The sequence below is a fragment of the Saccharopolyspora sp. ID03-671 genome, from assembly GCF_045278815.1.
GTDB lineage: Bacteria > Actinomycetota > Actinomycetes > Mycobacteriales > Pseudonocardiaceae > Saccharopolyspora > Saccharopolyspora ipomoeae.
The window spans coordinates 649,333-673,618 of sequence record NZ_CP134054.1; the positions used below are offsets into that span (position 1 = coordinate 649,333).

The window sequence follows — 24,286 nt, forward strand, 5'->3', positions numbered from 1 at the left end:
ACACGCGCGTCATTGTCAACAGCCAGAGACGCCTTCCGCAGTCACCTCCACTCCCCCGCCCGCACTTCCACCGCAGGCGAAAACGCTTGTCCCCACCCCTGTTTCCGAGGGAGATGCGCACCCCATGACTTCGGTCCAGACCATCACCGGCGACATCGACAGCGCCCAGCTCGGCCGCGTGCTGATGCACGAGCACGTGTTCGTGTTCAACCACGAGTACGCCGCCAACTACCCCGAGACCTGGGACGACGCCGAGCGCACCGACGACGCGGTCGCCAAGCTCGTCGAGCTCAAGGCCAACGGCATCGACACGATCGTCGACCTCACCGTGCTCGGGCTCGGCAGGGACATCCGCAGGGTGCGCGCCGTCGCGGAGCGCTCACCGGTCACCATCATCGCCGCGACCGGCTACTACACCTTCAACGAACTGCCCACCTACCTGCGCCTCCGCGGGCCCGGACGGCTCATCGGCGGCGAGGAGCCGATGGTGGACATGTTCGTGCGCGACATCTGCGAGGGCATCGCCGGAACCGGCATCCGCGCCGGGATCCTCAAGTGCGCGACCGACGTCCCGGGAGTCACCCCCGACGTCGAGCGGGTGCTGCGCTCGGTGGCCCGCGCCCACCTGCGCACCGGCGTGCCGATCTCCACGCACACCGACGTGGCCACCGAGCGCGGTCTGGAGCAGCAGAAGATCTTCGCCGAGGAAGGCGTCGACCTCGGCAACGTCATCATCGGTCACAGCGGCGACTCCGAGGACCTCGACTACCTCCAGCGGCTGCTCGACAACGGGTCCTACCTGGGCATGGACCGGTTCGGGCTGGACAACCGCCTGCCCTTCGACAAGCGCATCCGAACGGTCGTCGAACTCGTCCGCCGCGGGTACGCCCCGCGCCTGGTGCTCTCGCACGACGCGTCGTGCCACAGCCACAACTTCCCCGACGCCTACCGGGCCGAACACCTGCCCCGCTGGAACTTCGCGCACATCACCCGCGACGTCCTCCCCGCGCTGCTGGAAGCCGGTGTGAGCCGGCGCGACATCGACACCATGCTCGTGGACAACCCGCAGGAGATCTTCTCCGCGCGGCCCGGTGAGTCGTCATGAGCGGGATCGCCGACGTGGTCGCCACCGCGGAACATCCCCGACCCGACGACGTCGCGGACACATCCGGTCCACATCGGACCGACTCGGTCGACGACGCGACTTCCGCCCTGCGCGAGGGTGATCCGGTCGTGCTGGTGGACGACACCGGTCGGCACCCGTGCGGTGAGCTGGTGTTCGCCGCGAGCCTGGCGACGACCGCCACGGTCTCCTTCGCGGTCCGGCACACCTCGGGCCTGCTGCAGGTCGCGCTGTCCCGGCAGGACGCCGACCGGCTCGACTTGCCCCCGATCAGCCGCGACCGCAGCACGCCCGGCGCTCCCGAGTACGGCGTCGCCGTGGACACCGCGGGGAGCGCCGGCACCGGCATCTCCGCGGCCGACCGCGCCCGCACGATCGCCCTGCTCGGCGACCCCACGACCGCGGCCGAGGCGTTCGCACGCCCCGGGCACGTGCTGACCTACCGGGCCCACGACGAAGGGGTGCTGGGCAGGCTCGACGCCGGTGAAGCCGCTCTCGACCTGGTCAGGCTCGCCGGTGCCGGAACGGGCGCCGCTCGCGCCTGCCTGGTCTCGGACGCCGACCCGACCGCCGTCCAGCGGCTCCCGGAAGCACGCGCGTGGGCGCACCGGCACGGGCTGGTAGCGGTGACCACCTCCGCCGTGCTCGCGCACCGGCTGGTGCGCGGTGACCGGCGTGCCGCCGCGTTCCAGCTGACGATCCGCGGCACGGACTTCGACGTGGTCCGGTGGCGCCGCGGGACCGCCGAGATCACGGCGCTCGTCCTCGGCGACGACGTCGGAGAGCCGCCGATCATCCACGACGAATGCCTGCACTGCCTCTTCGACCCCGACGCCTGCCGGTGCCGGGCCGAGCTCACCGCGACCCTGCGCTCGATCGCTGAGCGCGGCCGCGGACTCGTCCTTTACCGCCACCGGATCGCCTTGCCGGACATCACCTCTCCCCTAGCAGAAAGGCTCGTGCCATGAGTCTCGTCCGCGTCGAACGGAACGAGAAGGTCGCCGAACTCGTGCTGGACCGCGAGGACAAGCTCAACGCGTTCAACGACGCGTTGTTCGAGGACTACGAGAGCGCGTTGCACGAGCTCGGGGACGACTCCTCGGTCTCGGTGATCATCGTGCGCGGTGCAGGCCGCGCGTTCAGCGTCGGCTGGGACGTCGCCCGCCCCGAACCGAGCGCGAACGGCGATGCGCCCGCCCACCGCACGGCCCACGAGGACTGGCTGCGCCTGCGCGGCCACATCCGCGCCTTCACCGCGGTCTTCGACCTGCCCAAGCCCGTCGTGGCCGGTGTGCACGGCTACTGCATGGGCGGCGCCACGCTGATCCCGGCCTGCGCCGACCTGGCGGTCGTCGGGGAGGACACCAAGATCGGATGGCCGGTGCTGCCCATCGGCGGCGGCATGCTCGGGCCCGTCGCGATGTCGCACCTCGGTCCCAAGAAGGCCAAGGAACTGTCCTACACCGCCGGTTCGCACATCTCCGGTGCCGAAGCCGCCTCCCGGGGTTGGGCGAACTACGCGGTCCCCGCCGACGAGGTGCTGGACAAGACGCGGGAAGTCGCCCGCGAGGTGTCCAAGACCCCGCTGGACATGCTCGAGATCAAGAAGCGGGCCGCCAACGACGTGCTGATCCGCCAGGGCTTCCGGGAAACGCTGGACGCCTGCGCCGGGTGGGACGCCCTGGTCCACACCGCCGAGGGCAACCGGCGCATGGTCGCCAAGCTCGGTGAGCTGGGCATCTCCGCCGCGCGCACCTGGTACGCCGAGGGCGGCTCGCTCGCCTTCTGATCACCGCACCCTCCCGCCGAGCCCGAAGGAGCTCCACCGCCGTGTCCCGATCCACCATCGCCGTCGTCGGCGCCTCGCCCCGCAACTTCTGGACCCGGTGCGCCATCCACAACCTGCGCACGCTGAACCCGGACCTCTCGGTCGTCCCGGTGACCCCGACCCACGACGAGGTCGCCGGCCTGCCCACCGTCCCGGGCGTCGGGGCGCTGCGGGAGGCGCCGCGCGCCGCCGTGGTCGCCATCCGGCGAGAGGCCAGCGTCGAAGCCGTCCGCGAGCTCACCGAACTGGGAACCCCCGACATCGTGCTGGTCTCCGACGGTTTCGGGGAACGCGGCGACGACCTGGGCCGTCGGCTGCACGCCGAGCTCGTCGACATCGTCTCCGGTACCGGGACCCGCCTGTGGGGTCCCAACTGCGTCGGTTTCGCCGACTTCCACGAGCGGGTCTGCGCCGTCGCCGAACCGGTATGGCTCGACGCCGCCGCAGGCCCGGTCTCGATCATCTCGCAGAGCGGTGCCCTGCTGTCCGCGCTGGTCGCCGCGGCCACCGAGGAGCACCTGGGCGTGGACTTCTGCGCCTCGACCGGCAACGGCGCGCTGCTGGGGGTCGCCGAGGCGATCTCGCTGGCGATCGGCAGGGCCACCACCCGGGTCATCTGCGTCTACCTGGAAGGCATCTCCGCCGAGCAGCTCCCCGTGTTCGTCGACGCCTTCGAACGCGCCCGCGAGGCGGGCAAGCAGATCATCGTGCTGAAGTCCGGGGTGTCCGAACGCGGCGGCCGCGTCGTGCTCTCCCACACCGCCAGCATCTCCGGAGGCGACGCGGTGCTCTCCGAGCTGCTGCGCGAGCACGGCGTGCTGCGCGCCGACGGCATCGACGAACTGATGCGCCTGGCCACCCTGAGCCTCGCCGGTGTCAAACCCGGTCGGCCGCGCGCGGTCTCGATCCTGGGCGGTTCCGGCGGCGCCGCGGCGCTGTGCAGCGACCTGGCCGAACGCCACGGCGTGAACCTCACCGTCTTCGCCGACGAGACGATCGCCCGGATCCGCGAGCTCGCCGGCCCCGGTTCCTTCGTCGACAACCCGCTCGACGTGATCGGCGTCAAGCGCCGCGAGGGCGACGAGAGCGTCAACAGCAGGGTCTTCGCCGACCCCAACACCGGGCTCGTCCTGATGCCGTGGAGCGTGCAGCTGCCCTCCGACTCACCGGAGCAGGCCGTCCACACCTGGAACTGGGACGACCTGGCGAGGTTGTCCGCCGAGCACGGGATGCCGCTGGTCATCACCTCGATGGCCCCCGTCCCGGTCACCGACTGGGTCCGCGACTACCAGGCCCGGCACCCGCACGTCGCGGTGGTGCACAACCTGCGGCTGACCTTCACCGCCCTCGCCAAGCTCTTCCCCGCCCTGCCGGACGCGGAGCGCACCCCCGGCCCCGAGACCGACGACCGCGTGCTGAGCGAAGCCGATTCCCGCGACCTGGTCGAAGCGGCCGGAACACCCGTGGTGCGCGGTGTCCGCCTCGGCCCGGGTGACGATCCGGCAGCGGTGGCCGCCGACCTGCGCCCCCCGTTCGCGGTCAAGATCATCGCCCCGGTCAGCCACAAGTCCCGCCTCGGCGGCGTGGCGCTCGGCATCTGCAGCACCGACGACCTCCCCGCCACGACGAAGCAGATCGAGGCCGCCGTCACCTCCGCCGGAGTCGACCCCGCCACGATCGAGGGCCACCTCGTCGAGGAAATGGTGTTCGGGAAGGAAATCCTCATCGGTCTCAACACCGATCCCGTTCTCGGCAAGCACGTCGTGGTCGGCTTGGGCGGCACGGCCACCGAACTCGCCAACCGCTCCACCACCCGCCGTCTCCCGCTCCGCCCCGACGACGCCGAGCACCTGCTTCGCACGGCCGGGGTCACCGAGCACCCGGCCGCCCGAAAAGCCCTCACCCGGCTCTGCGAAGCCTTCGAGCGCGGTGCGCTGGCCGACTACGAAACCGTGGAGATCAACCCGCTGATCGTCACGGGAACCGAGTGCTGGGCAGCCGACGCGGTCATCACCCGCTTCCCCTGACCAACCCCGCACTCCGGGAACCGGCGCGAACACCGGGGTCGCGGTGAAGCTCCGAACTCCGCGGACCGCCAGCGTTCCTGCCTAGGACGCGGTCCGGTCCACCTGGCGGTGCCGCTGGAACCGGTCGCGGGCGGTGTCGAGGTCGACGATCGGGGCCGGGTAGCCGCGCCCGCGCAGCCCGGCGGGCCCGAGACGCCAGGGCTGGTGCAGGTCGCGCGGGTCGTCGAGGTCGGCGAGTTCCGGCACCCAAGTTCGCACGTAGTCACCGGTGGGGTCGTAGCGCTCGGCTTGCCGCAGCGGGTTGAGGACGCGGTTCGGACGCGTGTCCGTACCCGTTCCCGCCACCCACTGCCAGTTCATCTGGTTGTTGGCGATGTCGCCGTCGAGCAGGTGCTGCTGGAAGTGCGCCGCACCGGCCCGCCAGTCCAGGTAGAGCGTTTTGGCGAGGAAGCTGCCGGTGATCAGCCGCGCGCGGTTGTGCATCCAGCCCTCGGCGGCCAGCTGCCGCATCCCGGCGTCGACGATCGGGATGCCGGTCCGGCCCTCCTTCCACGCCTGGAGCGCCTGCGGATCGTCGCGCCAGTCGTCGGCGCGCGACCGGTAGTCGTCGTGCGCCGCGCGCGGTCGTGCCGCCAGCACCTGGAAGTGGAAGTCCCGCCAGGCCAGCTGGCGGACGAACGCGTCGGCGCCCTCGGTGTGGCGGGCACCGGCCTCAGCGGCGAGCTCGAGCGCGGACAAGCACCCGAAGTGCAGGTACGGCGACAGCCGGGAAGTCCCGCGTTCGGCGGCGAGATCGTCGTGGCGGCGGTGGTAGTGGTCGACGTCCTCGCCCAGCCAGCGGTGCGCCCGGCGGCGGGCTTCGGTTTCCCCGCCGGGCATCCCCGATTCCCCTCCCGCCCCGACCGGCGCCTCCGGTGCTGACACGGCGGGCGGCAGCCGCAGCCGCCGGGGAGCGGAGGCGATCTCCCGCCGGGCGGCGCCCGCCCAGCGGCGGTGGTACGGGGTGAAGACCGCGAAGTGGTCGTTTCCCCGCGGCGTGATCGACCCCGCGGCCAGCACGGTGTGGACCGCGTCGTGCACGGCGAGCTCGCAACGATCCGCGAGCGCTTCCGCGAGCCGCCGCTGCCGCCGGACGGCGAAGGCGGAGGCGTCGGCGGCGATGTGCACGGCGGTGGCGTCGACCTCGTGCGCGAGCCGGGCCACCTCGGTGACCAGATCGCCCTCGCGGCGCAGCAGCGCGGCACCGCGCTCGCGCAACCCGGCGTCGAGATCTGCGAGGCACTCGTCGAGGAAGCGCGTGCGGGGGCCGGTCGCGAAACCGGTCGTCGCCAGGGTCTGGTCGTGCACGAACACCGGCAGGACGTGGTCGGCCGCGGCCGCGGCGGCCAGCACCGGGTTGTCGTGCACGCGCAGGTCGCGGGTGAACACGACGATGGCGGTCGTGGGCATCGGTGGAACTCTCCAGGGGTTTGTGGTTCAGCGATTCCGCAGCGCGCAACGCCTTTCCGCGTAGGCCAGGTCGTCGCGCCACAACCGGGCCGCCGTGCGCCTGATGAGCGGGCGCAGCGCGGGCGCAACCCGCCGGGCAACCGCGAAGCCGGGGCGGGACGAATCAGCCACGACAGCCTCGACGACCGCCGACCTGAAACGGCCGTCCGCAGCCCGGCCGAGCGGTGTCGCGTGCGTTTCCACCACGCTTCCCTCCCCCTCACCCTCGACGATGCGCATCACCACGGTCCTGGGCTCCGGGCAGGAGAACTCCGCGCGCACCGGCACGCCGAACCGGCCCGCCACGCGGAAGGTCACCTCCACCAGGAACCGGTCCTGGGACTGGTCGTCGAGGACGGGCGGAGGCGCGCTGAGGACCTTCAGCCGCGTGAACGAATAGGGGTGGAACCAGGAACCGTGCCAGGGATCCAGCCGGTTGGCGACGATGTCGGACGGTTCGCACACCCCGACCATCGAGGCCACGGCCGCGATTCCGGAAGCCCGGGGTGGTCGCTCGGCGAGGACGGGCCGGTCCAACGGCTCCTCCCCTCCGACGCCGTCCAGCCGGACCCACGCGAGAACGCCGTCGTCGTGGCACGGCAGCGGTTTCCACCCCCGTCCGGCGCCCGGGCCCACGCGGAGACCGTGCCACCTGCACACCAGGGCGTCGCAATCCACCGCGGCCTCGCTCAGCGGAGCGCCGAGATGCGGACAGCTCCCCGGCCCTGCGTGCAGCCCTCCCCAGGAGTCGCGCCAGGCGACCAGTTCGGTCCCGTCGACCCGGAACCCGCGGGGACGGCCGGACCCGATCTCGCCGCTGGCGGCGAAGACGTACCAGTTCCCGGACGGTCGCGCTTCGGCCCGCTTGAGCGCCGCGTCGATGATCGCCGGCTCGGCGTCCCGGTAGGTGGGTTCCTGCGCGACCCAGCTGCTGTCCGCGACCGGTTGCAGGGGCCAACGCCGGGGCCAGCGCCGATCGAGTGCGTCCCACACGCTCATCGCGTGCCCTCCTTCGCTCTAGCGCTGAGCCAGCGCAGCGCGGCCGACCGGCCGGCGGTCGGCACCGAGAACAGGTCGTGTCCGGGCAGGCCCCATCCGCCGAGCAAGCGGTTGGCGGCCTGCCAACCGGTGGTGGCCGCACGTTCCATCAGCGCCACCGGCAGGTCGATCCGGATTCCGTCCCCGGCCAGCACCAGACCTGGATGCGGGGTGTCCACGCCCGGCCGACAGGCGAAGTCCCCCAGACCGAACAGCGGGCAGTCCTCGCGCACGAGGAACCGCTCGGCGATGAGTCCGGCCTGCGCGGTCTCCGGGTAGATCTCGTGCAAGCGGCTCAGCAGCTCTTGGCGGAGCCGGTCGGTGCGGTGATCCTCAGGTAGCGCGTAGGCGTGCAGTTCGACGATCGAACCGCCGTGGCGGACCGTCCAGTCCTGCGCGTCGCGGTCGTAGCGATCGAGCACGCTGATGTTGTCCAGCGGCGCCCGACCGGCCGTGCCCAGGAACGCGGGACGGTGGGGCGCCACGGGCCGGTCGAGCCAGAGGCGCTGGACGAAGAACGGCGGCGCCGCGCGCAAGCTCCGCACCGACTCGGTCCAGCGCGGTGCGTGCAACTCGGGGGACGCGTCGATGACGGCGCGGAGACCGGGCACGTCCGCGGCCAGGACCACGCCGTCGGCCTCCTCGGTGCGGCCCGCGTCGTCGTGCACCCGGAACGCCCGGTCACCGCCGACCCGATCGATCCGCTGGACGGCGGTGCCCATGCGGAAGTCGGTGCCGCGGGCGGTCAAGTACTTCTGCAGCGGTGTCCACAGGCTCCGGTCGAACCCGGCGTCGGGGACGTCGAAGAGGATTCCCTCGCTGGAGCCCAGGAAGTAGATGTGGAACATCGCGGCCAGTTCCGCGGCCGACATCTGCGACGGGGGTGCGAAGAAGCTGCGCGAGAAGACCTCGAACGCCAGGTGTCGGGCGGCCGGTGGGAAGTTGATCGACCGCAGGAAGCTCTCGGCGTCGACGTGGTCCAGCGAGTGGTAGATCCCGGGCACCCTGACGTCGCCCAGCGGCGCGGCGGCGCGCGGATCGAGGCGAAGCAGATCCCGCGCGCGGAAGGTGGGGCTGCGCAGCGCGAAAGCGACCGCGTTCCACGGAGGGTGGCGGGGCAAGCCCCGAAAGCTGTCCAGCCGCCCGGACGAGTCGAGCAGCGGGTAGTCGTCCAGGGCCGTCAACTTCTCCAGCCCCGGGTCGGCGCGCTGGAGCAGCCGGCGCAGGTTGTAGTACTGCCGGAAGAACGCGTGGAAGCCGCGGCTCATGGCGATCTCCTCGCCACCGTGCTGTTCGGTCCAGCCGCCGACCCGGCCACCGAGGTGCGGTTCGCGCTCGATGAGCTGGACCTCCACCCCGCGCTCGGCGAGCCCGGTCGCCGCGCTCAGCCCCGCGATGCCGCCGCCGACGACGATCACCCGGCGGCCGCCGGACGCGGCCGAGGGTTGCTGCGCGCGCGGGCGGTGCGCCCGGTGCCGGACGATCCTGCGGTCGGAACCGATCTCAGCGTCCATCGCGACCTCGATCCGATTCCGCCGGTCGCCGGGCGAGGAAGGTGTGCACCACGTTGCGCTGCCAGCCCGTCATCGTCGCGGTGCGCACGGCGGTCAGGCCCTCGTCGCCGAGCCTGCGGCGGAACCGGCTCACCCCGTCGAACTCGACGACGCTGCGCCGCAGGTAGCGGAACAGCGCGGCGTCACCGGTCGCGGCGAGCCCGACGGGAATGATCACGCCGCAGCACACCGCGTTCCAGGTGGCGCGCGCCAGCGGTGAGTCGCCGACGGAGTACTCGTGGACGCACAAGGTCCCGCCCGGCCGGAGCAGGGCTCGGAACGCCCGCAGCTGCCCGTCCGGATCGGCCAGGTTGCGGATCAAGTAGGCGGCGAAGATCGCGTCGAACCGGCCGGGTTCCACGGCGCTCCCCGGTGACTCGATCGGCGCCTGCACGAACCGAACCGATCCCGGCCAGCTCTTGCGCCGCGCGCCCGCCAGCATCGCGGCGGACCCGTCCACCGCGACGATCTCCGCGCGCGGGTACGTCGCCAACAGCGCTGCGGTCGAAGCTCCCGTCCCACAACCGGCGTCGAGCAGGCGCAGCCCGGAACCCGCGCCGGGCAAGGCCATCCGGCGCGCCGAACATCGGAGGTGCCGGTGGTAACCGGGGTTGGCCGCGACGAGCCGGTCGTAGGCACCGGCCGCGGCGTCGAAGGCCGCGGTCACGTCCGGGCGGAACTCGTCCTGCTTCACCGCGCCTCTCCTTCCCCGGGCGCAGCCGCCTCCGCGCGGCGCGAGCGCTCCCAGAGCAGCAGCACGGAGGTCACCAGCGAGAACCCGAACAGGAAGTCCTCGACGGGGATGTCCCACGGGAACCGCACGCCGGTGAGGTGCTCCTCGGCGTAGACGACGACGGGCTGGTCGAGCCTGGTGAGCATGCCGTCGACCGGGATCTGGAAGCCCAGCACGATGGCCATCGTCAACCAGTAGCCCGGTTTGGCGAACAACCCCGTGCGCAGCCACGCCGACTCCCACACCAGCACGACGAGCACCGACAGCAATGCGGGCAGGGTGTAGCCGATGCCGATCACGGAGCACGCTCCTTCCCGGACCGCGGGCGCCCTGCTCGCCGGGAGACGCCCAGCAGCGCCTCGACGCACCCGAAGGTCAGCAGCGCGCACAGCGGAACCACGACGAAGAACAGCACTTCCTCGATCGGGAGGCCGAGCGCTCCCACCCCGGAGACGTGACGCGGGTTCAACGACCACACGCCGCTCGCGAGGGCCACCGCGTCCCAGACCAGGAACACCGCGGCGACCGGCAGCACGGCCTTGATCGTGCGCAGCGGTCTGCGGTAGACCCTGCCGCCGAGGAATTCCAGCGGTGCCGTGATGGCCAGGCACAGGGCGAGGACGAGCAGGTAGCGCATCTGATCAGCTGTCATGGCCGCCTCCTGCTCCCCGGTGCTCCGCGGCGTCCGATCCGGTCACGCGATCTCCCTTCGCTCCTGGCGGGTGCCCGGTGCGCGTCCGGCCCGGCGGGCCAGGGTCGAGCGGACCAACCCCGACGTCGCGACGCGGACCCGGCGCCACCGGCCGACCGTCGCGCGGATCCGGAAGACGGCGAAGTCCTCCTCCTCGATGCGGTCCAGGATCTGGGCGTAGAGGGTGCACGCCGTCTCCACGCACGGACGTGAAACCGGTTCCAGCAGCGCGATTCCCCTCCGGGCGAAGCGGTAAACCTCCCTGGTGGCGGCGTGCTGCTCGGCCAGAGCGCGGCGAACTCGCGGATCGGTGCACCTGCGCTGCCTGCACCAGATGAGCAGCTCTCGGTCCACCCCGTGCGCGGCCAGTTCGTCGGCCGGCAGGTAGACCCGGTCGCGGTCCAGGTCCTCGGCGACGTCCCGCAGGAAGTTGGTCAGCTGGAACGCCTTTCCCAGGGCCGCGGCGTGCGGTGCGGCGTGTTCGGGCGGGCTCACGGTACCCAGCACCGGGAGCAGCTGCAGCCCGATGGCTTCCGCCGAGCCGCGCACGTACCGGTTGAGGGCCGCTCGGTCCGGGTAATCGGATACCGAGAGGTCCATGCGCATCGAGGTCAGGAAGTCCTCGAACAGCGCCCGGGGCAGCCCGTAGCGCACGGCGGTGTGCACCACCGCGGCGAGCAGTTCGTCGTTGCTGCAACCCTGGTCGAGACCGGCCAGCAGGTCGCGGCGCAGCTCCTCCAGCGCGTGGCCGCGAGTGCGGTGGCCATCGGGCGGTGCGGGTTCGTCGACGATGTCGTCGGCCCAGCGCGCGAACCCGTACAGGGCGTGCACCGCCGGACGCCGCTCCCGGGGGAGCAGCCGGGTGGCCAGGAAGTAGGTCCGCCCGTGCTGCGCGTTCAGGGTGCGGCACCGCTGGTAGGCCTGCCGGAGTCGCGGGTCGGAGATCCCAGCGGCGTCGAGCTCCGAATCGCTCACGGGTTCACTTCCCCACAGCTCGGCATCGGGCCGCGCCCCTCCGAGCGCGGCTGCCCACTACCGCAACGCGGTCCGCGGACACGTCCTGCGCCCAGCTTCGATGCCACCCGCGCTACGGCGTGGTGCCGCTGGAGGACGACGCGTGCGACGGCTACGTCGCCGGCATGGCGCGCATCGGCGGAGCGCTGGGTGTCGTCGATCCCCCCTGAGACCGCGCCGAGCCGGGATTCCGCATGCCCCTCACCGTAGGTCGGGACCGACCCCGACGCCACCGCGCGAGGCGCGCGCCGTAGCGGTCCGGTGAGTGCTCGGCGAGGTGGTGGGACTCGGCGTCACAGGCCGCCCGGGGCGGGCCAGAGCCGGACGACGACCTCGCCCCTTATCGAACTCCTCGGCACCGGACCGAAATCGGCGGCTGGTTGTGGCAGTGGATCACGTATCGCCACCGGAACCGTTCTTGAACTCCCACACCTCCCCGTCACCGAGCCCGGGGGCCGCATCGCGGACTCCGGTGACGTCTCGCGGCCACTCGGGATCGGCACTGCTGCTGACGATCAGCCTCCGGAACGACGTTTAGGCCCCCTGAAGGCGGGGAAGGACATGGGCACCGGCCTCGCACCGCGTCGAGGCGGAGCGTCGGCACCGCGCCCGGCCCGCCACCAGGACCGGTGCCAGGGGAAAGGTTGATGTCATGACGCACCAGGACCAGCCTGCGCGGGTGCACTCGTCGGATCCGGCCGAAGGAGGCCTGCAGGCGGAAGTCGCTCAGCCCGCCGCAGACGAGCCACGAGGCGACGAGCCCGCTGTCGATGAGCTTCGGCGCCACTCCGATCTCTCAGCAGAAGGTGAATGAACGAGACGACCTGAGATCACCGGAGACCACCGCGGTTCGTGGGCTCGGTCAGATCACGAACCAGCGCGAAGGCGGTCGTGACCGCAGAGGATGATCTCCTTTCCAGGACGGAACCCAAGCCGCTGCCGATCGCTTCACGATCCGCCGTGAGGCGACTCGCGCGCCCGGAGTTCTCGGCGGAGGAGTTTGCCGGTCACGGTCTTGGGCAGTTCGTCGAGGATTTCGACCTGGCGCGGGTACTTGTAGGCGGCCATGCGCTGCTTGCAGAACGCGATCAGCTCCTCGGCGTCCGCACTGGCGCCGGGCCGCAGGCTCACGAACGCCTTGACCGTCTCACCCCGGTACTCATCAGCCACCCCGACCACCGCGGCTTCGCGGACCGAATCGTGCTCGTAGAGCACGTCCTCGACCTCACGCGGCCAGATCTTGTACCCACCGGCGTTGATCTGGTCCTTCTTGCGGTCGACGATGTAGAACCACCCGGCCTCGTCCATGTAGCCGACGTCGCCGGTGCGGAACCGGCCACCGCCCATCGCCTTCGCCGTCTCCTCGGGCTTGTTCCAGTACCCGGGCACCACCTGCGGACCGGAGATCACCAGCTCACCGACCTCGCCCGGCGGCAGCTCCTCACCATCCTCACCGACGATGCGCACCACCGTGTTGTAAACCGGCACCCCCACCGACAACGCACCCGAGGCCGGATCCACCGGGGCGTCCGCGCCGAACGGCACCCCGTGCGACGGAGAAGTCGTCTCCGTCAGCCCGTAGATGTTGTGGATGTAATGCCCGAAGACCTCCTGGAACGCCTTCACCGTGCTCGGCGGGATCGGCGCCCCACCCGAGTACACCTTCGTGAGACTGGCCAAGGCCTCCTCATCCGCACCGGGCGCGTTCATCAACGCGATGAACACCGTGATCGACCCGACCGTGAACGTCGCCCTCTCCTCGCGGACCGTCTCCAGGGTGACGCCCGGGTCCAACCGGTACATCAGCACCAGCGGCGCCCCGACCAGCAGCGACAACGCCACGTGCCCGATCAGGCCGGTGATGTGGAACAACGGCGCCACGCCCAGGATCACGTCATCGGAACCGATCCCGATCCAGACCCGGTAGGTCTGGGCGTTGAACACCACGTTGCGGTGCGTGGCCATCGCGCCCTTAGGCGGACCCGTCGTCCCCGAGGTGTAGGTCAGGAGCGCGACGTCATCGGGTCCGATCGACACGTCCGGCGGGACGCTGCCCCGGTGCCGCTCGATCATCTCGGCCATGTCGACCGTTCCCGCGCACGACACCCGCTCAACACCGCCGAAAACCCGCTGATCACCGCGGGTCTGATACTCCAGCTCCGAAGTGGTGACGACGGTGCGGACATCGGTGCCGCCCACGACATTGCTCGCGACATCGAGATAGAGGCCCTCCAGGCACACCAGCACACTCGCCCCGGAATCCCGCAGGATCACCTCCAACTCCCGCTCGCGGTTCATCGGATTCACCGACACCGCGATCCCACCGGCCTTCCATGTGCCCAACTGGGCGATCATGAACTGCGGCACGTTCTGCGCGTAGATCGCCACCCGCTCCCCCGCCGCGAACCCCGCGTCCACCAGACCCGCCGCGAACGCGTCGCTGAGCTCATCGAGCTCGCGCAACGTGATCCGCCCGTCGAAGTACCGGATGATCTCGCCGTTCGGATCGCGCGCCACCGAGGCGGCGAACATGTCCACCGCGTTGTCGTGCTCCACCGCGATCTCAGCGGGCTGACCTGCGGCGTAGCGGGCCAACCACGGCTTGTCGTCGTACACGCTCACAGCGCCTCCTCAGCGGATCGGGTTCCCCCGGACGTAGGCCTCGGCCAGGCCATACAGCCAGATCGACCGACCGAGCACAAGACGACTCGCGCTCCAGCACCTCGGCCGACGCCCCGTCGCGCCGGTCGGGGACCGCATGGCCGAGGGCATCGCGCGGTGACTCCCGCGCTCACAGGTTGCCCAGGACTTCGTCGGGGTCGGCGTCGAGGGCGAGTTCTTCCAGCACGGACATGAGTTTTCGCTCCTCGAACCGGAAGTGGCTCTCCATGATCGCGCCGATGCCCTCCAGGTGGCGTTCGAGCTCCGCCGGGGAGGCGTCCCGGTTCATCGCGGCCCGCATGTCGCTCAGCAGGTGGCCGATCATCGAGTGGTCCTGCTCCAGCGCGCGAAGAGTCTCGCGCAGCTCCGGGTGGTCGGCGGCGATCGCCGGGAACAGCTGCCGGTCCTCGCCTTCGTGGTGCCCGGTCAGCGCGGTGCAGAACCCCCGGCAGAACAGCAGCAGATCGCGTCCGGCCTTCTCGGCCGCACCGGAGTCGAGCTCCTCGCGCACGACCGCCAGCGCTTCGCGCAAACGCGCGTGCACCCGGCGCATCTCCTGGTTCCAGGCGACCAGCCTGGACTTCTCGCCCTCAGTCACGGGAGGGCGAAGGCGTGGACATCATCATGTCGTGTCCTTCGAATCCCACGCCTCCATGCCTGGCACGGACTGCCACCGGCACGCGACGCTGCAGCAGAACCTAACACCACCGCCCGCCCCGCCCAGTATCACCGCATCCCTCACGCCGCCGACTTCGGCTCACGTGTTGCGCTCAACGCACCAGGGGACAGTTTTTCCTCGAATCACCCATGATCAATGTCCGTTTCGCCCGGACAGTTCTCACTAAAACTGTCGCCCTCCAGAACCCACGAGCCGCCGGGTGCCCCAGGTCGCGGCTGCGAGTGCCACCGCGGCGAGCGCGAGCCAGAGGAGCGGGGTCCAGGTCCCGGAGGTGAGGGCGTTACCCGCGGTGATGTAGGTGAGGTTGGCCGGGAGGGTGCCCACCGCCGTGCCCGCGAGGAACGGGAGGGCGCGGACTCGGGTGACGCCGGCGCCGTAGTTGACGACGCCGTAGGGCACGACCGGGAGCAGGCGGCAGAGGATCGTCGCGGTGAAGCCGCGGCGCGCGAACAGGGAGTCCAGGGCTTCGAGGCGTCCGCTGCGCAGTCGTGGTGCGATGGCCTCGCGGCCGAGCAGGCGGGCGACGCCGAAGGCGAGTCCCGCCCCGCTCACGGTCCCGGCCATCACGACGAGCAGCGCGATCGGCGGGGTGAACAGCATCCCGGCGACCGCGGCCAGGGCGGGTCGGGGCACGAACGCGAGCGCGGCGACGGCGAAGAACAGCAGGAACAGCCACGGCGCCGACCGCCACTGCTCCACCTGCAACAACGACGACCCCGGCACCAGCCACAACCCGACGCCCGAGGCGACGACGAGCAGCGCCACCAAGAGCCACAACCGGGGTGTCATCGAACTTCCCTTCGGAACTCGTGCGCTCGGGGCGAGCACGGCGAGGAGGTTACCCCGGTGGCCTGCGACACTTCCCGGCCCGCGGCGGAAGCAGGCGTCCTCGCCGGTTGTTGAACGGCGTGCTCGGTGCGAGGAGGGTCCAGCGATGCGGTTCGCGACGGTCGTGGTCATCGGCGGTGGGCAGTCCGGACTGTCGGCGGCCTACCACCTGCGGCGGAAAGGCTTCGCGAGCGCCCTGGAGCGGGCCGAGCGGAGCTTCGTCGTGCTCGACGACTCGCCCGCGCCCGGTGGGGCGTGGCGGCAGCGCTGGGAGTCGCTGCGGATGGCGACGGTGAACGGGATCTTCGACCTGCCCGGCTTCGCGAAACCCCCGATCGACCCGGACGAGCCCAGCCGGGACGCGGTGCCGCGCTACTTCCGCGCCTTCGAGGACGCCGCGGACCTGCCGATCCTGCGTCCGGTGAGAGTCAGCGCCGTCCGCGACGACGATCCCGATCTGATCGTCGAGACCGACGGCGGCCCGTGGCGGACCCGCGCGATCATCAACGCCACCGGCACGTGGACCAACCCGGTCCTCCCCCACTACCCGGGCCAGGAGACCTTCACCGGGACGCAGCTCCACACCCGCGACTACGTCTCCGCCGAGCACTTCGCCGGTCAGCGCGTGGCGATCGTCGGCGGCGGGATCTCCGCGGTCCAGCAGCTGGAGGAGATCTCCCGGGTCGCCACCACGTTCTGGTACACCCGCCGCGAACCCGACTTCCGCGACGGCGAGTTCGACAGCGAAGCCGGGCGCGAAGTGGTCGCCGAGGTCGCCGCCGACGTGGAGGCCGGCCGCCCCAGCGGCAGCATCGTCTCCTACACCGGTCTCGGCTGGTCCTCCTACGCCCTGGCCGCTCACCGCCGGGGAGCGCTGCAGCGCCGCCCCATGTTCACCAGGATCGAACCGAGGGGGCTCCGCGAAGCGGACGGCACCTTCACCCCGGTCGACGCGATCCTCTGGGCGACGGGCTTCCGGCCCGCGCTCACCCACCTGGACCCGCTCGGGCTGCACAACGAGCTCGGCGGCATCCAGGTGCGCGGCACGCAGGTCGTCGCCGACCCCCGCGTCCACCTCGTCGGCTTCGGCCCCTCCCAATCCACGGTCGGGGCCAACCGCGCGGGCCGCGACGCCGCCACCGCACTGGCCCGCTACCTGCGAGAACCGGTCGTCACCTGAGACCAGGCCGACTCGGAGGTCCTCGGCGCCTAGGCGTCGAGGACCTCGTTGAGGCGGCGCGCCAGGGCGAGGTCGTGTTCGGTGGTGGCGTTCTCGTCGTGGGTGGTGGAGGTGACGGTGACCTGCTTGTAGTCGTGGATGCTGATGTCCGGGTGGTGGTTGGCGCGGTTGGCGACGAAGGCCACGACGTTGGCCAGCTGCATCGCTCCGTTGAAGCCCTTCAGCGTCCAGGTCCGGCTGATCGCTCGCCCGTCACCGTCCCACCCGGGCAGGTTCTCCAGCGCGCGAGCCACCTCGTCGTCGCTGAGCATCTCCACTCCTTCCGGCACGGGGACGAGGGCCGCACCGAGTCTACGTTCCGGGTCCTCGGATCAGGGTCTATCTCCCCTACCGGCCCCGGCTCACCGGGCGCGATGGTGGCCTGGCCAGTCGACCGCGGGAGGCCACCATGCTGCGACGACACGAACTCCGCATCCTCGGTGAGATGGAACGCCAGCTGTCCAGCGACGACCCGGCTCTCGCCGACAGGATGACCAACACCCGCATCCACTTCCGCGCGTGGCTGACCCGCCGCCGGGCGTTCGCGCTCGCCGTCGCGGCCCTGTCCCTGCTGTGCCTCGCGCTCGGCGAGGGCGCGGCGTTCTTCACCACCGCCCTGCTCGCGGGAGCCCTGCTGCTGACCCAGAACTGGAGCTTCAGGAGCTCGTAGGGAGCGCGCCCAGCAGGCGGACCGCGTTGCCGCCCCGGATCGCGTCCACCGCGGCGGGGTCGAGGTCTGCTGCGCGGAGGCGGTCGACGGGATCGTCGACCCCCATGTCGAACGGGTAGTCGCTGCCGAGGGTGATCTGGGTGGGGCCCATCGTGGTGATCAGGTGGCGGAGCTGGTCGGATGTGTAGACCAGGGAGTCGACGTAGGTGCGGCGGAGGAGTTCGCTGGGCGGGGCCTGGGTGGTGCGGGCGTCGGCGCGCATCGTCCAGGCGTGGTCGGCGCGGGTCAGGTAGCTGCCGAGGTAGCCGCCGCCGTGGGCGGACCAGATCTTCAGGCGCGGGTGGCGCTCCAGCAGGCCGGAGAAGGCGATGCGGGACAGGGCCAGGGCCGTTTCCACCGGGTTGCCGACGGTGTTGAACAGGTAGTAGGCGTTGAGCCGTTCGCCCAGGGTGCAGCCCCACGGGTGGATGAGGATCGCGGCGTCCAGCTCCTCGGCAGCGGCCCAGAACTCCGCCAGCGACGGGTCGTCGAGCTCGACGCCGGGCGCGGCGGCGGTGGAGATCTGCACGCCCCGCATACCCAGCCCCCTTACCGCGTCGCGCAGCTGCTCCACGGCCAGATCGGTGTGCTGCAGCGAGACCGCGCCGATGCCGACGAACCTGTCCGGCCGGCTCGCGACGAGCGCGGCGACCGCGTCGTTGGCCAGCGCCGCGATGCGCTCGGCGAGGTCTCGCGACGCCCAGCTGTGCGGCAGCGGCACCGGGCTGACCGCCTGGACGTCGACCCCGGCGCGGTCCATCGCCGCGAGCCGGGCGTCCACATCGGTCAGCTTCACCGCGAGCGACCGGATCTGCTCGACGTTGTGGGCCGCCGACTCCGGCCCCAGCGACGCGCCGTCGATCTCCCGCTGCCGGGCCAGCCCCGGCTCGTCGGCGATCAGCGCGTCGACGGCGGGCGTCCCCACGTGGGCGTGGACGTCGACCGCCGGAACGGTGTGGGGCATCGGTTCCTCCTCGTTGAGCGGGGTCATAGCGGGGCCATGGCCGCCGTGGTGACGGCGTGGGCCACCGCGTCGGGGTCGATGTCGAGGGTGTGGTCCTGCTCCCAGCGGCCGATGCGTTCGGAGCCTTCGACGACGGTCCTGCAGCGCTCGAAGCGGCGGCGCATGAACGCGTCGAGGACCTGCTCGACCGGGGCGCCTCCGGCGATCTCCTCGGCGAGCACCACGCCGTCCTCGATGGCCTGGGCGCCTCCCTGGCCGCAGTGCGGGGACGTGCCGTGGGCGGCGTCGCCGATGAGCAGCACCTTCCCGCGATGCCACGGAGCGGGCAGCAGGACGTTGTCGACCGGGCGGTAGACGACCTCGGCGTCGTCGCGCACCAGGTCCCGGTGCTCGGCGACCGCTCCCCCGTACTCGGCGAGCCTGCGGCGGTATTCGGCCGCGAGCCCCTCCCGGGGCAGCCGGACCGGGGCGCCCTCGGGGACCTTCTCGATGGTGAGCATGTACATCAGATCCGGTGCCAGCGGGACGAACCCAGCCGTGCCCCGAGAACCCCGGTACACCCACAACCGGTCGAGGTCGGGGATCCGCGGCAGGTTGTAGCGCCAGGCGACCTGCCCGGTGAACTTCGCCCGGACCCCGAACAGCCGCGCGCGCAGTGGCGAGTACAGGCCGTCCGCGCCCACCACCAGGTCGTAGGCGCCGGTCGTCCCGTCGCTGAACCCGACATCGCCGGTGCCGGGTTCGACCGCGGACGTGGTGACGCCGGTGCGGATGCGGGCACCGGACTTCCGGGCGGCGGCGACCAGGATGTCGTGCAGGCGTCGGCGGGTGATGCCGTTGTTCGGCGGCAAGCCCTCCACCGCGGGCGGGAATTCGTCCGCCCGCAGCAAGGTCTCGCCGTCAGCGGTCCAGCTGCGCATCCCCGTCATCGGATGCCCCTGAGCCACGCACTCCTCGGCCACGCCCAGCCGGTCCAGCGCGCGCAGCGCGTTGCCCGGCTGGATGATCCCGACGCCGTGGACCGACCACTCGGCGTCCTTCTCCACCAGGTCGACCTCGACGCCTGCCTGGCGCAGCGCGAGGGTCGCCGACAGCCCGCCGATGCCGCCGCCGACGACCGCACGCTCACCGCGATCCGCCCACCTGGTCGCCGAAGAAGTCGCGCACGTTCTCGCCCGCGATGGCCTCGTCGTTCTTCGCGGCGGCCGCACCGGCCGGCAGCGGCCACGCCTCGTGGAAGCCCTCCGGGGCCTCGACGTTGCGCCAGATGCTCTGCCCCGGGTTGCCGCCGGCGGCCTGGTAGGTGGTGGTTTCCCAGTCCGGCATGGTGTTGATCCAGCCTCCGGAGTTGATCTCCATCCGGAAGCCGCCGGGCTCGCGGACGTAGAGGTAGGTGATCTCGTCGATGCCGTGCACGCCCGGCCCGAACTCGATCGGCGTGTCGTTGGCCAGGAACACCTCCGCGGCACGCTCCACGTCCTGGCGCTGGTCGACGCGGAAGGCGATGTGGTGGGCGCGCCCGGTCATGCCGCTGAAGTCGGGCACCAGCGCGAGGTCGTGGGTGGAGCGGATCCCGTTGCAGGTCAAGGTGGAGAACACCTCGAATCCCGGTTCGACCTCGGTCTGCGCGGTGTGGCGGGCGCCGAGCCGCTTGTAGAAGTCGATGTCGCCGACCATGTTCTGCGTCGGCATCGTCACGTGGTCGAGGTAGCGGGCGCCGATGCCCTTGCCGGAGTACCGCTGCGGCCGGTTCTTGATCACCGGGTCCTGCTTCTCCGGCGGCGCCTGGTAGCGCTCGACGTCCCAGAACACCTCGTGCAGGTGCCGGCCGTGCGGCGCGCGGTACTGGTAGGTGGCGCCGTGGCCCTCCCAGTCGTCGACCCAGCCCACGGCCTCCTCGGTGTCGGCGAGCCGCTTGGCGACGATCTCCGGGTCCTCGGGTCCGTAGGTGCGCCAGCCGATCCGGCCCACGCCGGGCTCGCGGCCCTCGGTGATGATGAGGCTGGAGTGCAGCCACTCCGCCCAGCCGCGCAGGTAGACCGACTGGCCCTCGCGGGAGGTCTCCTCCAGGCCGAAGACCTCCTTCATCCACTCCACGGTCTCGGCGGGCTTCGGGCTGATCAGCTCGACGTGGGCGAGCTGCGACAACAAGATCTCCGACATGGGAACTCCTCGGGGGAGAAGGGGGTTCAGGCCCAGCAGGTCAAGGGGCGGCCGCCGTTGTAGGCGACCATGTCGCGCAGCGCGGCGCCGGGGTCGAGCGGTCGCCCGGACTCCTCGGCGTAGGTGCTGTGCAGGTTGCCGACGATGCGCTCACCGTCGGTCCACTCGGCGAAGCGGCCGAGATCGGTCTCGCGCGCCAGCTCCAGCGGGCTCAGCCCGGCTTCGCGGCCGCGTTCGGCGACGTCGAGGACGAAGCGCAGGTAGTCCAGCACCTCGTCGATCACCTCCGGCCCGCACACCGGGCCGTGGCCGGGCACGATGGTGGTGGCGCCCAGGGGTTTCAGGAAGTTCTCCAGCACCTCGACGGAACCGCGCACCGACCCGGACAGCAGGAACGGGGTGCCGCCGTGGAACACGAGGTCACCGCCGAAGAGCACCTCGCGCTCCGGGATCACACGACCACGTCGTTGCTGGTGTGCGCCGTGCGTCCGGGGTGGATGAGCTCGCAGCGCAGGTCGTCGGCCCACACCGAGATCCGGTCGGTGAAGGTGAGGAACGGCAGCTGCAGCTCCAGGTCCCCGTAGTCCACTTCGGACCAGACGCCGTCGTTGGAGGGCAGCCCCAGGGCGCGCATCTCGGGCCGCGCCTGCTCGTGGGCGACGATGGTGGCGTTGGGGAAGAACCCGTTGCCCGCAGTGTGATCCGGGTGGTGGTGGGTGTTGACCAGCGTCCGCACCGGGGCGGTGGTCACCTCGCCGATGGCCGCCAGCAGGTCGCGGGTGCGGCGTTCGGTCGCGCAGGCGTCGATGCACACCACGCCCGAGCGGCCGACCACGAACCCGCTGTTGTTGATCATCCAGCTGCCGTCGGGCTGGACGAACGCGTGGACCCCGTCGGAGACCTCCTCGGCGCGTCCCGGCTGCGGCCCGCTCATCGGGGCTCCTGCACGCAGGTGTTGCGCTGCACGCCGATTCCCGAGATCCCGGCCTCCACGACATCACCGGGTCCGAGCCAGCGCTGCCACTTGCCGCCGTTGCCCGCCGGGCTGCCTGTCAGCACCAGGTCCCCCGGGTAGAGGGTGGTGGCCGTCGACGCGGCGGCGATGATCGCCTCCACGTCGAACAGCAGGTTCGCCGGGACGTCGGACTGCTTGCGCTCGCCGTTGAGGTCGAGGGTGATCGCCCGCTCCCGGTAGTCGCCCAGCACCTCGACCGGGGTGATGAACGGGCCCGTCGGCAGGAACGTCGGCCGGTTCTTAGCCCGGATCCAGTCGCCGCCCAGCGGCCGGTGCTCCGGCGGGAACTGCAGGTCCCGGGCGCTGATGTCGTTGCACACGGTGAACCCGGCGACGTGCTCCATCACGCGTTCGCGCGGGACCCGGTGCGCGGTCTTGCCGATGACCGCGGTCAGCTCGACCTCCCAGTCGACCTTGGCGGACTCGGGGGGCAGCAGCACGTCGTCGTCGGGACCGCAGATCGCCGCCGGGAGACCGGAGAAGAAGAACGGGCTGCCCGTGCGAGTCTTCTCGTCCATCATCGTCTCCGCCTCGCGGCGCAGCTCCTCGTCGCTGCGGGTGTCGTCGGGTTCGCGGCCCGACAGCACGATCTCGGCGACGTGGCTGCGGTAGTTCGCGCCCGCCTGGATGATCTGGCGCGGCATCACCGGCGCCCGCACCGCCAGCTCGGCCAGCGGCCTGCCGCCGCCGTCGGCGAGCGTCGCCGCCCGTTCCGGGAGCCGGTCGCGCACCGACTCCCACTCGTCCAGCAGATCCCGGACCGTCGCCGCCTCCAGCGGCATCACCCGGTCGCCCGAGACGAGTCCGGCGAATTCACCGTTCCCGTCCGAGAAAGTCCCCAGCGCGTAGCCGTCGACCCGTCGCGTCATCGCGTCCTCCTTCGACGCGTTCGACGCTAAGGCGCGTGGGGGTGAGCGCGGAAATGCGCGGTGTGGATACCAGCTATGGCACGACGGACAGCAGTTGGTCGCGCAACCAGCGGTGGCCGGGGTCGGCGTCGCGGCGGCTGTGCCAGTAGGCGGACTCCCGCACCGGGCGCAGCTCGAAATCCGGTTCCAGCAGCACGATGTCGGCGGCGGGCGCGAGCTTCTCGCCGAGGCTCTCCGGGATGATGGTGACCATGTCGGTGCCTGCCATGAGGAACGGCATGGTGATGAAGTTGACCGAGGTCGCCTCCGGCCGCGGCGTCACCCCGGCCCGCTCGATGTCCTCGTCCATGAGGCTGCAACCGTTGGGCGGCGCGAACGCCAGGTAGGGGTGCTGCTCCAGGGCCCGCAGCGGCAGCACTCCTCCCCCGGCCAGCGGGTGCTGCGACCACGCCGCCCCGACGTAGCGGTCGCGGACCACGGGCGCGCTGGAGCACGAGTCGGAGAGCATCTCCTCGCCGAGCACCTCGGGCAGGATGACCAGGTCGATCTCGTCGCGCTCGACCATGCGGGCCGCGTCGGCCGACAGCGACCCGAGCTCCAGGCGGACGTTGGGCACCAGGCCGTTCACCCGCGCCAGCAGCGGCCGCATGATCACCACGCCCACGTAGTCGCTGGCCACGAGGTTGAACGTCCGCTCGTCGCGGCCCGGGTCGAAGTCGGGCGGCGCGACGATGTGCTGCTCGATGGTGGCCAGCACCTCCCGCACCGGCTCGATCAGCGCCTCGCCGCGCGGCGTCAACCGCAGGTAGCGGCCCTGCCGGACCAGCAGCGGGTCGCCGAGGATCTTGCGCAACCGCGCCAGGGCCGTGCTGGTCGCCGGCTGCGACATGTGCAGCCGCTCGGCGGCCCGGGTGACGTTCTGCTCGCGCAGCAGCGCGTCCAGCACGACCAGCAGGTTCAGATCCACCTGAGCGAGGTTCACCCGGGCCCCCTTCCAGCGCCGTTGCGACCCCGCGATCCTACGAGTTCGCTCAGCCCGGGGTCGGCGCGGCGACCCGGCCGACCGGGGAGCCGGTCTTGGCCACCACCTCGTCCTCGGTGACTCCGGGGGCGAGGTCGACCAGGGCGAACCCGTCGGGGGTGACGTCGAGGACGGCGAGGTCGGTGATGACGCGGTTGACCACGCCCGCGCCGGTCAGCGGCAGCGCGCAGCGCTCGACGAGCTTCGGGCTGCCGTCCTTGGCGACGTGGTCGGTGAGCACGACGATCCGGCGTGCGCCGACGACCAGGTCCATCGCGCCGCCCATGCCCTTGACCAGCGCGCCGGGGATCGTCCAGTTCGCCAGGTCGCCGTTGGCGCCGACCTGCAGCGCGCCGAGCACGGCGATGTCGATGTGCCCGCCGCGCATCATCGCGAACGAGGCCGCCGAGTCGAAGTAGCTCGCCCCGGGGTTGACCGTGACGGTCTGCTTGCCGGCGTTGATGAGGTCGGCGTCCTCCTCGCCCTCGAACGGGAACGGGCCGACGCCGAGGATGCCGTTCTCGCTCTGCAGCGTCACCTCCACGCCGTCGGGGACGTGGTTGGCGACGAGGGTGGGGATGCCGATGCCGAGGTTGACGTAGTCGCCGTCGCGGAGTTCGGCGGCGGCCAGCGCCGCCATCTCGTCCCGGGTCCAGGTCATGT

Annotated in this window: 25 protein-coding genes; 6 read left to right on the forward strand and 19 right to left on the reverse strand. The window is 71.4% G+C overall.

Annotated features, from left to right (window positions below; genetic code table 11):
• The first annotated feature begins 124 nt into the window (after positions 1-124).
• The 4 genes from REH65_RS03160 to REH65_RS03175 are packed head-to-tail and all read left to right on the forward strand — an operon-like array spanning position 125 to position 4,978.
• Entirely contained in the window at positions 125-1,105 is a 981-nt protein-coding gene (locus REH65_RS03160; RefSeq protein WP_406691187.1) for a phosphotriesterase, read from the forward strand.
• The gene (locus REH65_RS03165) at positions 1,102-2,091 is read left to right on the forward strand and encodes a 3,4-dihydroxy-2-butanone-4-phosphate synthase (RefSeq protein ID WP_406691188.1); all 990 of its coding nucleotides are present in this window, start codon (positions 1,102-1,104) and stop codon (positions 2,089-2,091) included. Before REH65_RS03160 ends, REH65_RS03165 begins: the two co-directional genes overlap by 4 nt.
• On the forward strand, positions 2,088-2,912 hold the full coding sequence (locus REH65_RS03170; RefSeq protein WP_406691189.1) for an enoyl-CoA hydratase/isomerase family protein: 825 nt from the start codon (positions 2,088-2,090) through the stop codon (positions 2,910-2,912). The genes REH65_RS03165 and REH65_RS03170 overlap by 4 nt, the downstream gene beginning before the upstream one ends.
• Positions 2,913-2,953: 41 nt before the next feature.
• A complete protein-coding gene (locus tag REH65_RS03175; RefSeq protein WP_406691190.1) occupies positions 2,954-4,978 on the forward strand; it encodes an acetate--CoA ligase family protein in 2,025 nt (674 codons plus the stop codon).
• A gap of 81 nt (positions 4,979-5,059) precedes the next feature.
• On the opposite strand, the gene REH65_RS03180 is transcribed toward REH65_RS03175, so the two are convergent.
• The 10 genes from REH65_RS03180 to REH65_RS03225 all read right to left on the reverse strand — a co-directional run bounded on the left by REH65_RS03180 (position 5,060) and on the right by REH65_RS03225 (position 15,624).
• Positions 5,060-6,427: a cryptochrome/photolyase family protein gene (locus REH65_RS03180; RefSeq protein ID WP_406691191.1), complete on the reverse strand. Its 1,368-nt coding sequence runs from the start codon at positions 6,425-6,427 to the stop codon at positions 5,060-5,062.
• 27 nt (positions 6,428-6,454) lie between these two features.
• The gene (locus tag REH65_RS03185; protein ID WP_406691192.1) at positions 6,455-7,465 is read right to left on the reverse strand and encodes a DUF5914 domain-containing protein; all 1,011 of its coding nucleotides are present in this window, start codon (positions 7,463-7,465) and stop codon (positions 6,455-6,457) included.
• Complete coding sequence (locus REH65_RS03190; RefSeq protein ID WP_406691193.1) at positions 7,462-9,018, reverse strand: FAD-dependent oxidoreductase; 1,557 nt, start codon at positions 9,016-9,018, stop codon at positions 7,462-7,464. Before REH65_RS03190 ends, REH65_RS03185 begins: the two co-directional genes overlap by 4 nt.
• On the reverse strand, positions 9,008-9,751 hold the full coding sequence (locus REH65_RS03195; RefSeq protein WP_406691194.1) for a class I SAM-dependent methyltransferase: 744 nt from the start codon (positions 9,749-9,751) through the stop codon (positions 9,008-9,010). The genes REH65_RS03190 and REH65_RS03195 overlap by 11 nt, the downstream gene beginning before the upstream one ends.
• Positions 9,748-10,089, reverse strand: coding sequence for a lycopene cyclase domain-containing protein (locus REH65_RS03200; RefSeq protein WP_281454606.1), 342 nt, complete (start codon positions 10,087-10,089; stop codon positions 9,748-9,750). Before REH65_RS03200 ends, REH65_RS03195 begins: the two co-directional genes overlap by 4 nt.
• Positions 10,086-10,442 (reverse strand): lycopene cyclase domain-containing protein, encoded by a 357-nt coding sequence (locus tag REH65_RS03205; RefSeq protein WP_406691195.1) that lies wholly within the window; start codon positions 10,440-10,442, stop codon positions 10,086-10,088. Before REH65_RS03205 ends, REH65_RS03200 begins: the two co-directional genes overlap by 4 nt.
• 42 nt (positions 10,443-10,484) lie before the next feature.
• On the reverse strand, positions 10,485-11,456 hold the full coding sequence (locus REH65_RS03210; RefSeq protein WP_406691196.1) for a phytoene/squalene synthase family protein: 972 nt from the start codon (positions 11,454-11,456) through the stop codon (positions 10,485-10,487).
• Between the two features lie 987 nt (positions 11,457-12,443).
• The gene (locus REH65_RS03215) at positions 12,444-14,117 is read right to left on the reverse strand and encodes a class I adenylate-forming enzyme family protein (protein ID WP_406691197.1); all 1,674 of its coding nucleotides are present in this window, start codon (positions 14,115-14,117) and stop codon (positions 12,444-12,446) included.
• A gap of 169 nt (positions 14,118-14,286) precedes the next feature.
• Positions 14,287-14,754: a hemerythrin domain-containing protein gene (locus REH65_RS03220; protein WP_406691198.1), complete on the reverse strand. Its 468-nt coding sequence runs from the start codon at positions 14,752-14,754 to the stop codon at positions 14,287-14,289.
• Positions 14,755-14,997: 243 nt separating this feature from the next.
• Positions 14,998-15,624: a TVP38/TMEM64 family protein gene (locus tag REH65_RS03225; RefSeq protein WP_406691199.1), complete on the reverse strand. Its 627-nt coding sequence runs from the start codon at positions 15,622-15,624 to the stop codon at positions 14,998-15,000.
• Positions 15,625-15,769: 145 nt separating this feature from the next.
• Between REH65_RS03225 and REH65_RS03230 the strand changes: the two genes are divergently transcribed.
• Positions 15,770-16,843, forward strand: a complete 1,074-nt coding sequence (locus REH65_RS03230; RefSeq protein WP_406691200.1) for an NAD(P)-binding domain-containing protein — start codon at positions 15,770-15,772, stop codon at positions 16,841-16,843.
• Between the two features lie 29 nt (positions 16,844-16,872).
• On the opposite strand, the gene REH65_RS03235 is transcribed toward REH65_RS03230, so the two are convergent.
• On the reverse strand, positions 16,873-17,154 hold the full coding sequence (locus REH65_RS03235) for a 4a-hydroxytetrahydrobiopterin dehydratase (RefSeq protein ID WP_406691201.1): 282 nt from the start codon (positions 17,152-17,154) through the stop codon (positions 16,873-16,875).
• Positions 17,155-17,291: 137 nt separating this feature from the next.
• Here REH65_RS03235 and REH65_RS03240 point away from each other — a divergent pair, with 137 nt between their 5' ends.
• Positions 17,292-17,552 (forward strand): DUF3040 domain-containing protein, encoded by a 261-nt coding sequence (locus tag REH65_RS03240; protein ID WP_406691202.1) that lies wholly within the window; start codon positions 17,292-17,294, stop codon positions 17,550-17,552.
• Here REH65_RS03240 and REH65_RS03245 read toward each other — a convergent pair.
• The 8 genes from REH65_RS03245 to REH65_RS03280 all read right to left on the reverse strand — a co-directional run bounded on the left by REH65_RS03245 (position 17,539) and on the right by REH65_RS03280 (position 24,284).
• The gene (locus tag REH65_RS03245) at positions 17,539-18,555 is read right to left on the reverse strand and encodes an amidohydrolase family protein (RefSeq protein ID WP_406691204.1); all 1,017 of its coding nucleotides are present in this window, start codon (positions 18,553-18,555) and stop codon (positions 17,539-17,541) included. The two genes, REH65_RS03240 and REH65_RS03245, sit on opposite strands and share 14 nt — an antisense overlap.
• 23 nt (positions 18,556-18,578) lie before the next feature.
• On the reverse strand, positions 18,579-19,766 hold the full coding sequence (locus REH65_RS03250; RefSeq protein ID WP_406691205.1) for an FAD-dependent monooxygenase: 1,188 nt from the start codon (positions 19,764-19,766) through the stop codon (positions 18,579-18,581).
• A complete protein-coding gene (locus REH65_RS03255) occupies positions 19,681-20,718 on the reverse strand; it encodes a VOC family protein (protein ID WP_406691206.1) in 1,038 nt (345 codons plus the stop codon). The genes REH65_RS03250 and REH65_RS03255 overlap by 86 nt, the downstream gene beginning before the upstream one ends.
• A gap of 26 nt (positions 20,719-20,744) precedes the next feature.
• Entirely contained in the window at positions 20,745-21,173 is a 429-nt protein-coding gene (locus tag REH65_RS03260) for a hypothetical protein (RefSeq protein WP_406691207.1), read from the reverse strand.
• Positions 21,170-21,652 (reverse strand): MBL fold metallo-hydrolase, encoded by a 483-nt coding sequence (locus tag REH65_RS03265; RefSeq protein WP_406691208.1) that lies wholly within the window; start codon positions 21,650-21,652, stop codon positions 21,170-21,172. The genes REH65_RS03260 and REH65_RS03265 overlap by 4 nt, the downstream gene beginning before the upstream one ends.
• Complete coding sequence (locus REH65_RS03270) at positions 21,649-22,602, reverse strand: fumarylacetoacetate hydrolase family protein (protein ID WP_406691209.1); 954 nt, start codon at positions 22,600-22,602, stop codon at positions 21,649-21,651. Before REH65_RS03270 ends, REH65_RS03265 begins: the two co-directional genes overlap by 4 nt.
• A 73-nt stretch (positions 22,603-22,675) precedes the next feature.
• A complete protein-coding gene (locus tag REH65_RS03275; protein ID WP_406691210.1) occupies positions 22,676-23,584 on the reverse strand; it encodes a LysR family transcriptional regulator in 909 nt (302 codons plus the stop codon).
• A 49-nt stretch (positions 23,585-23,633) separates the two neighbouring features.
• Positions 23,634-24,284, reverse strand: a complete 651-nt coding sequence (locus REH65_RS03280) for a 3-oxoacid CoA-transferase subunit B (RefSeq protein WP_406691211.1) — start codon at positions 24,282-24,284, stop codon at positions 23,634-23,636.
• Positions 24,285-24,286: the final 2 nt, after the last annotated feature.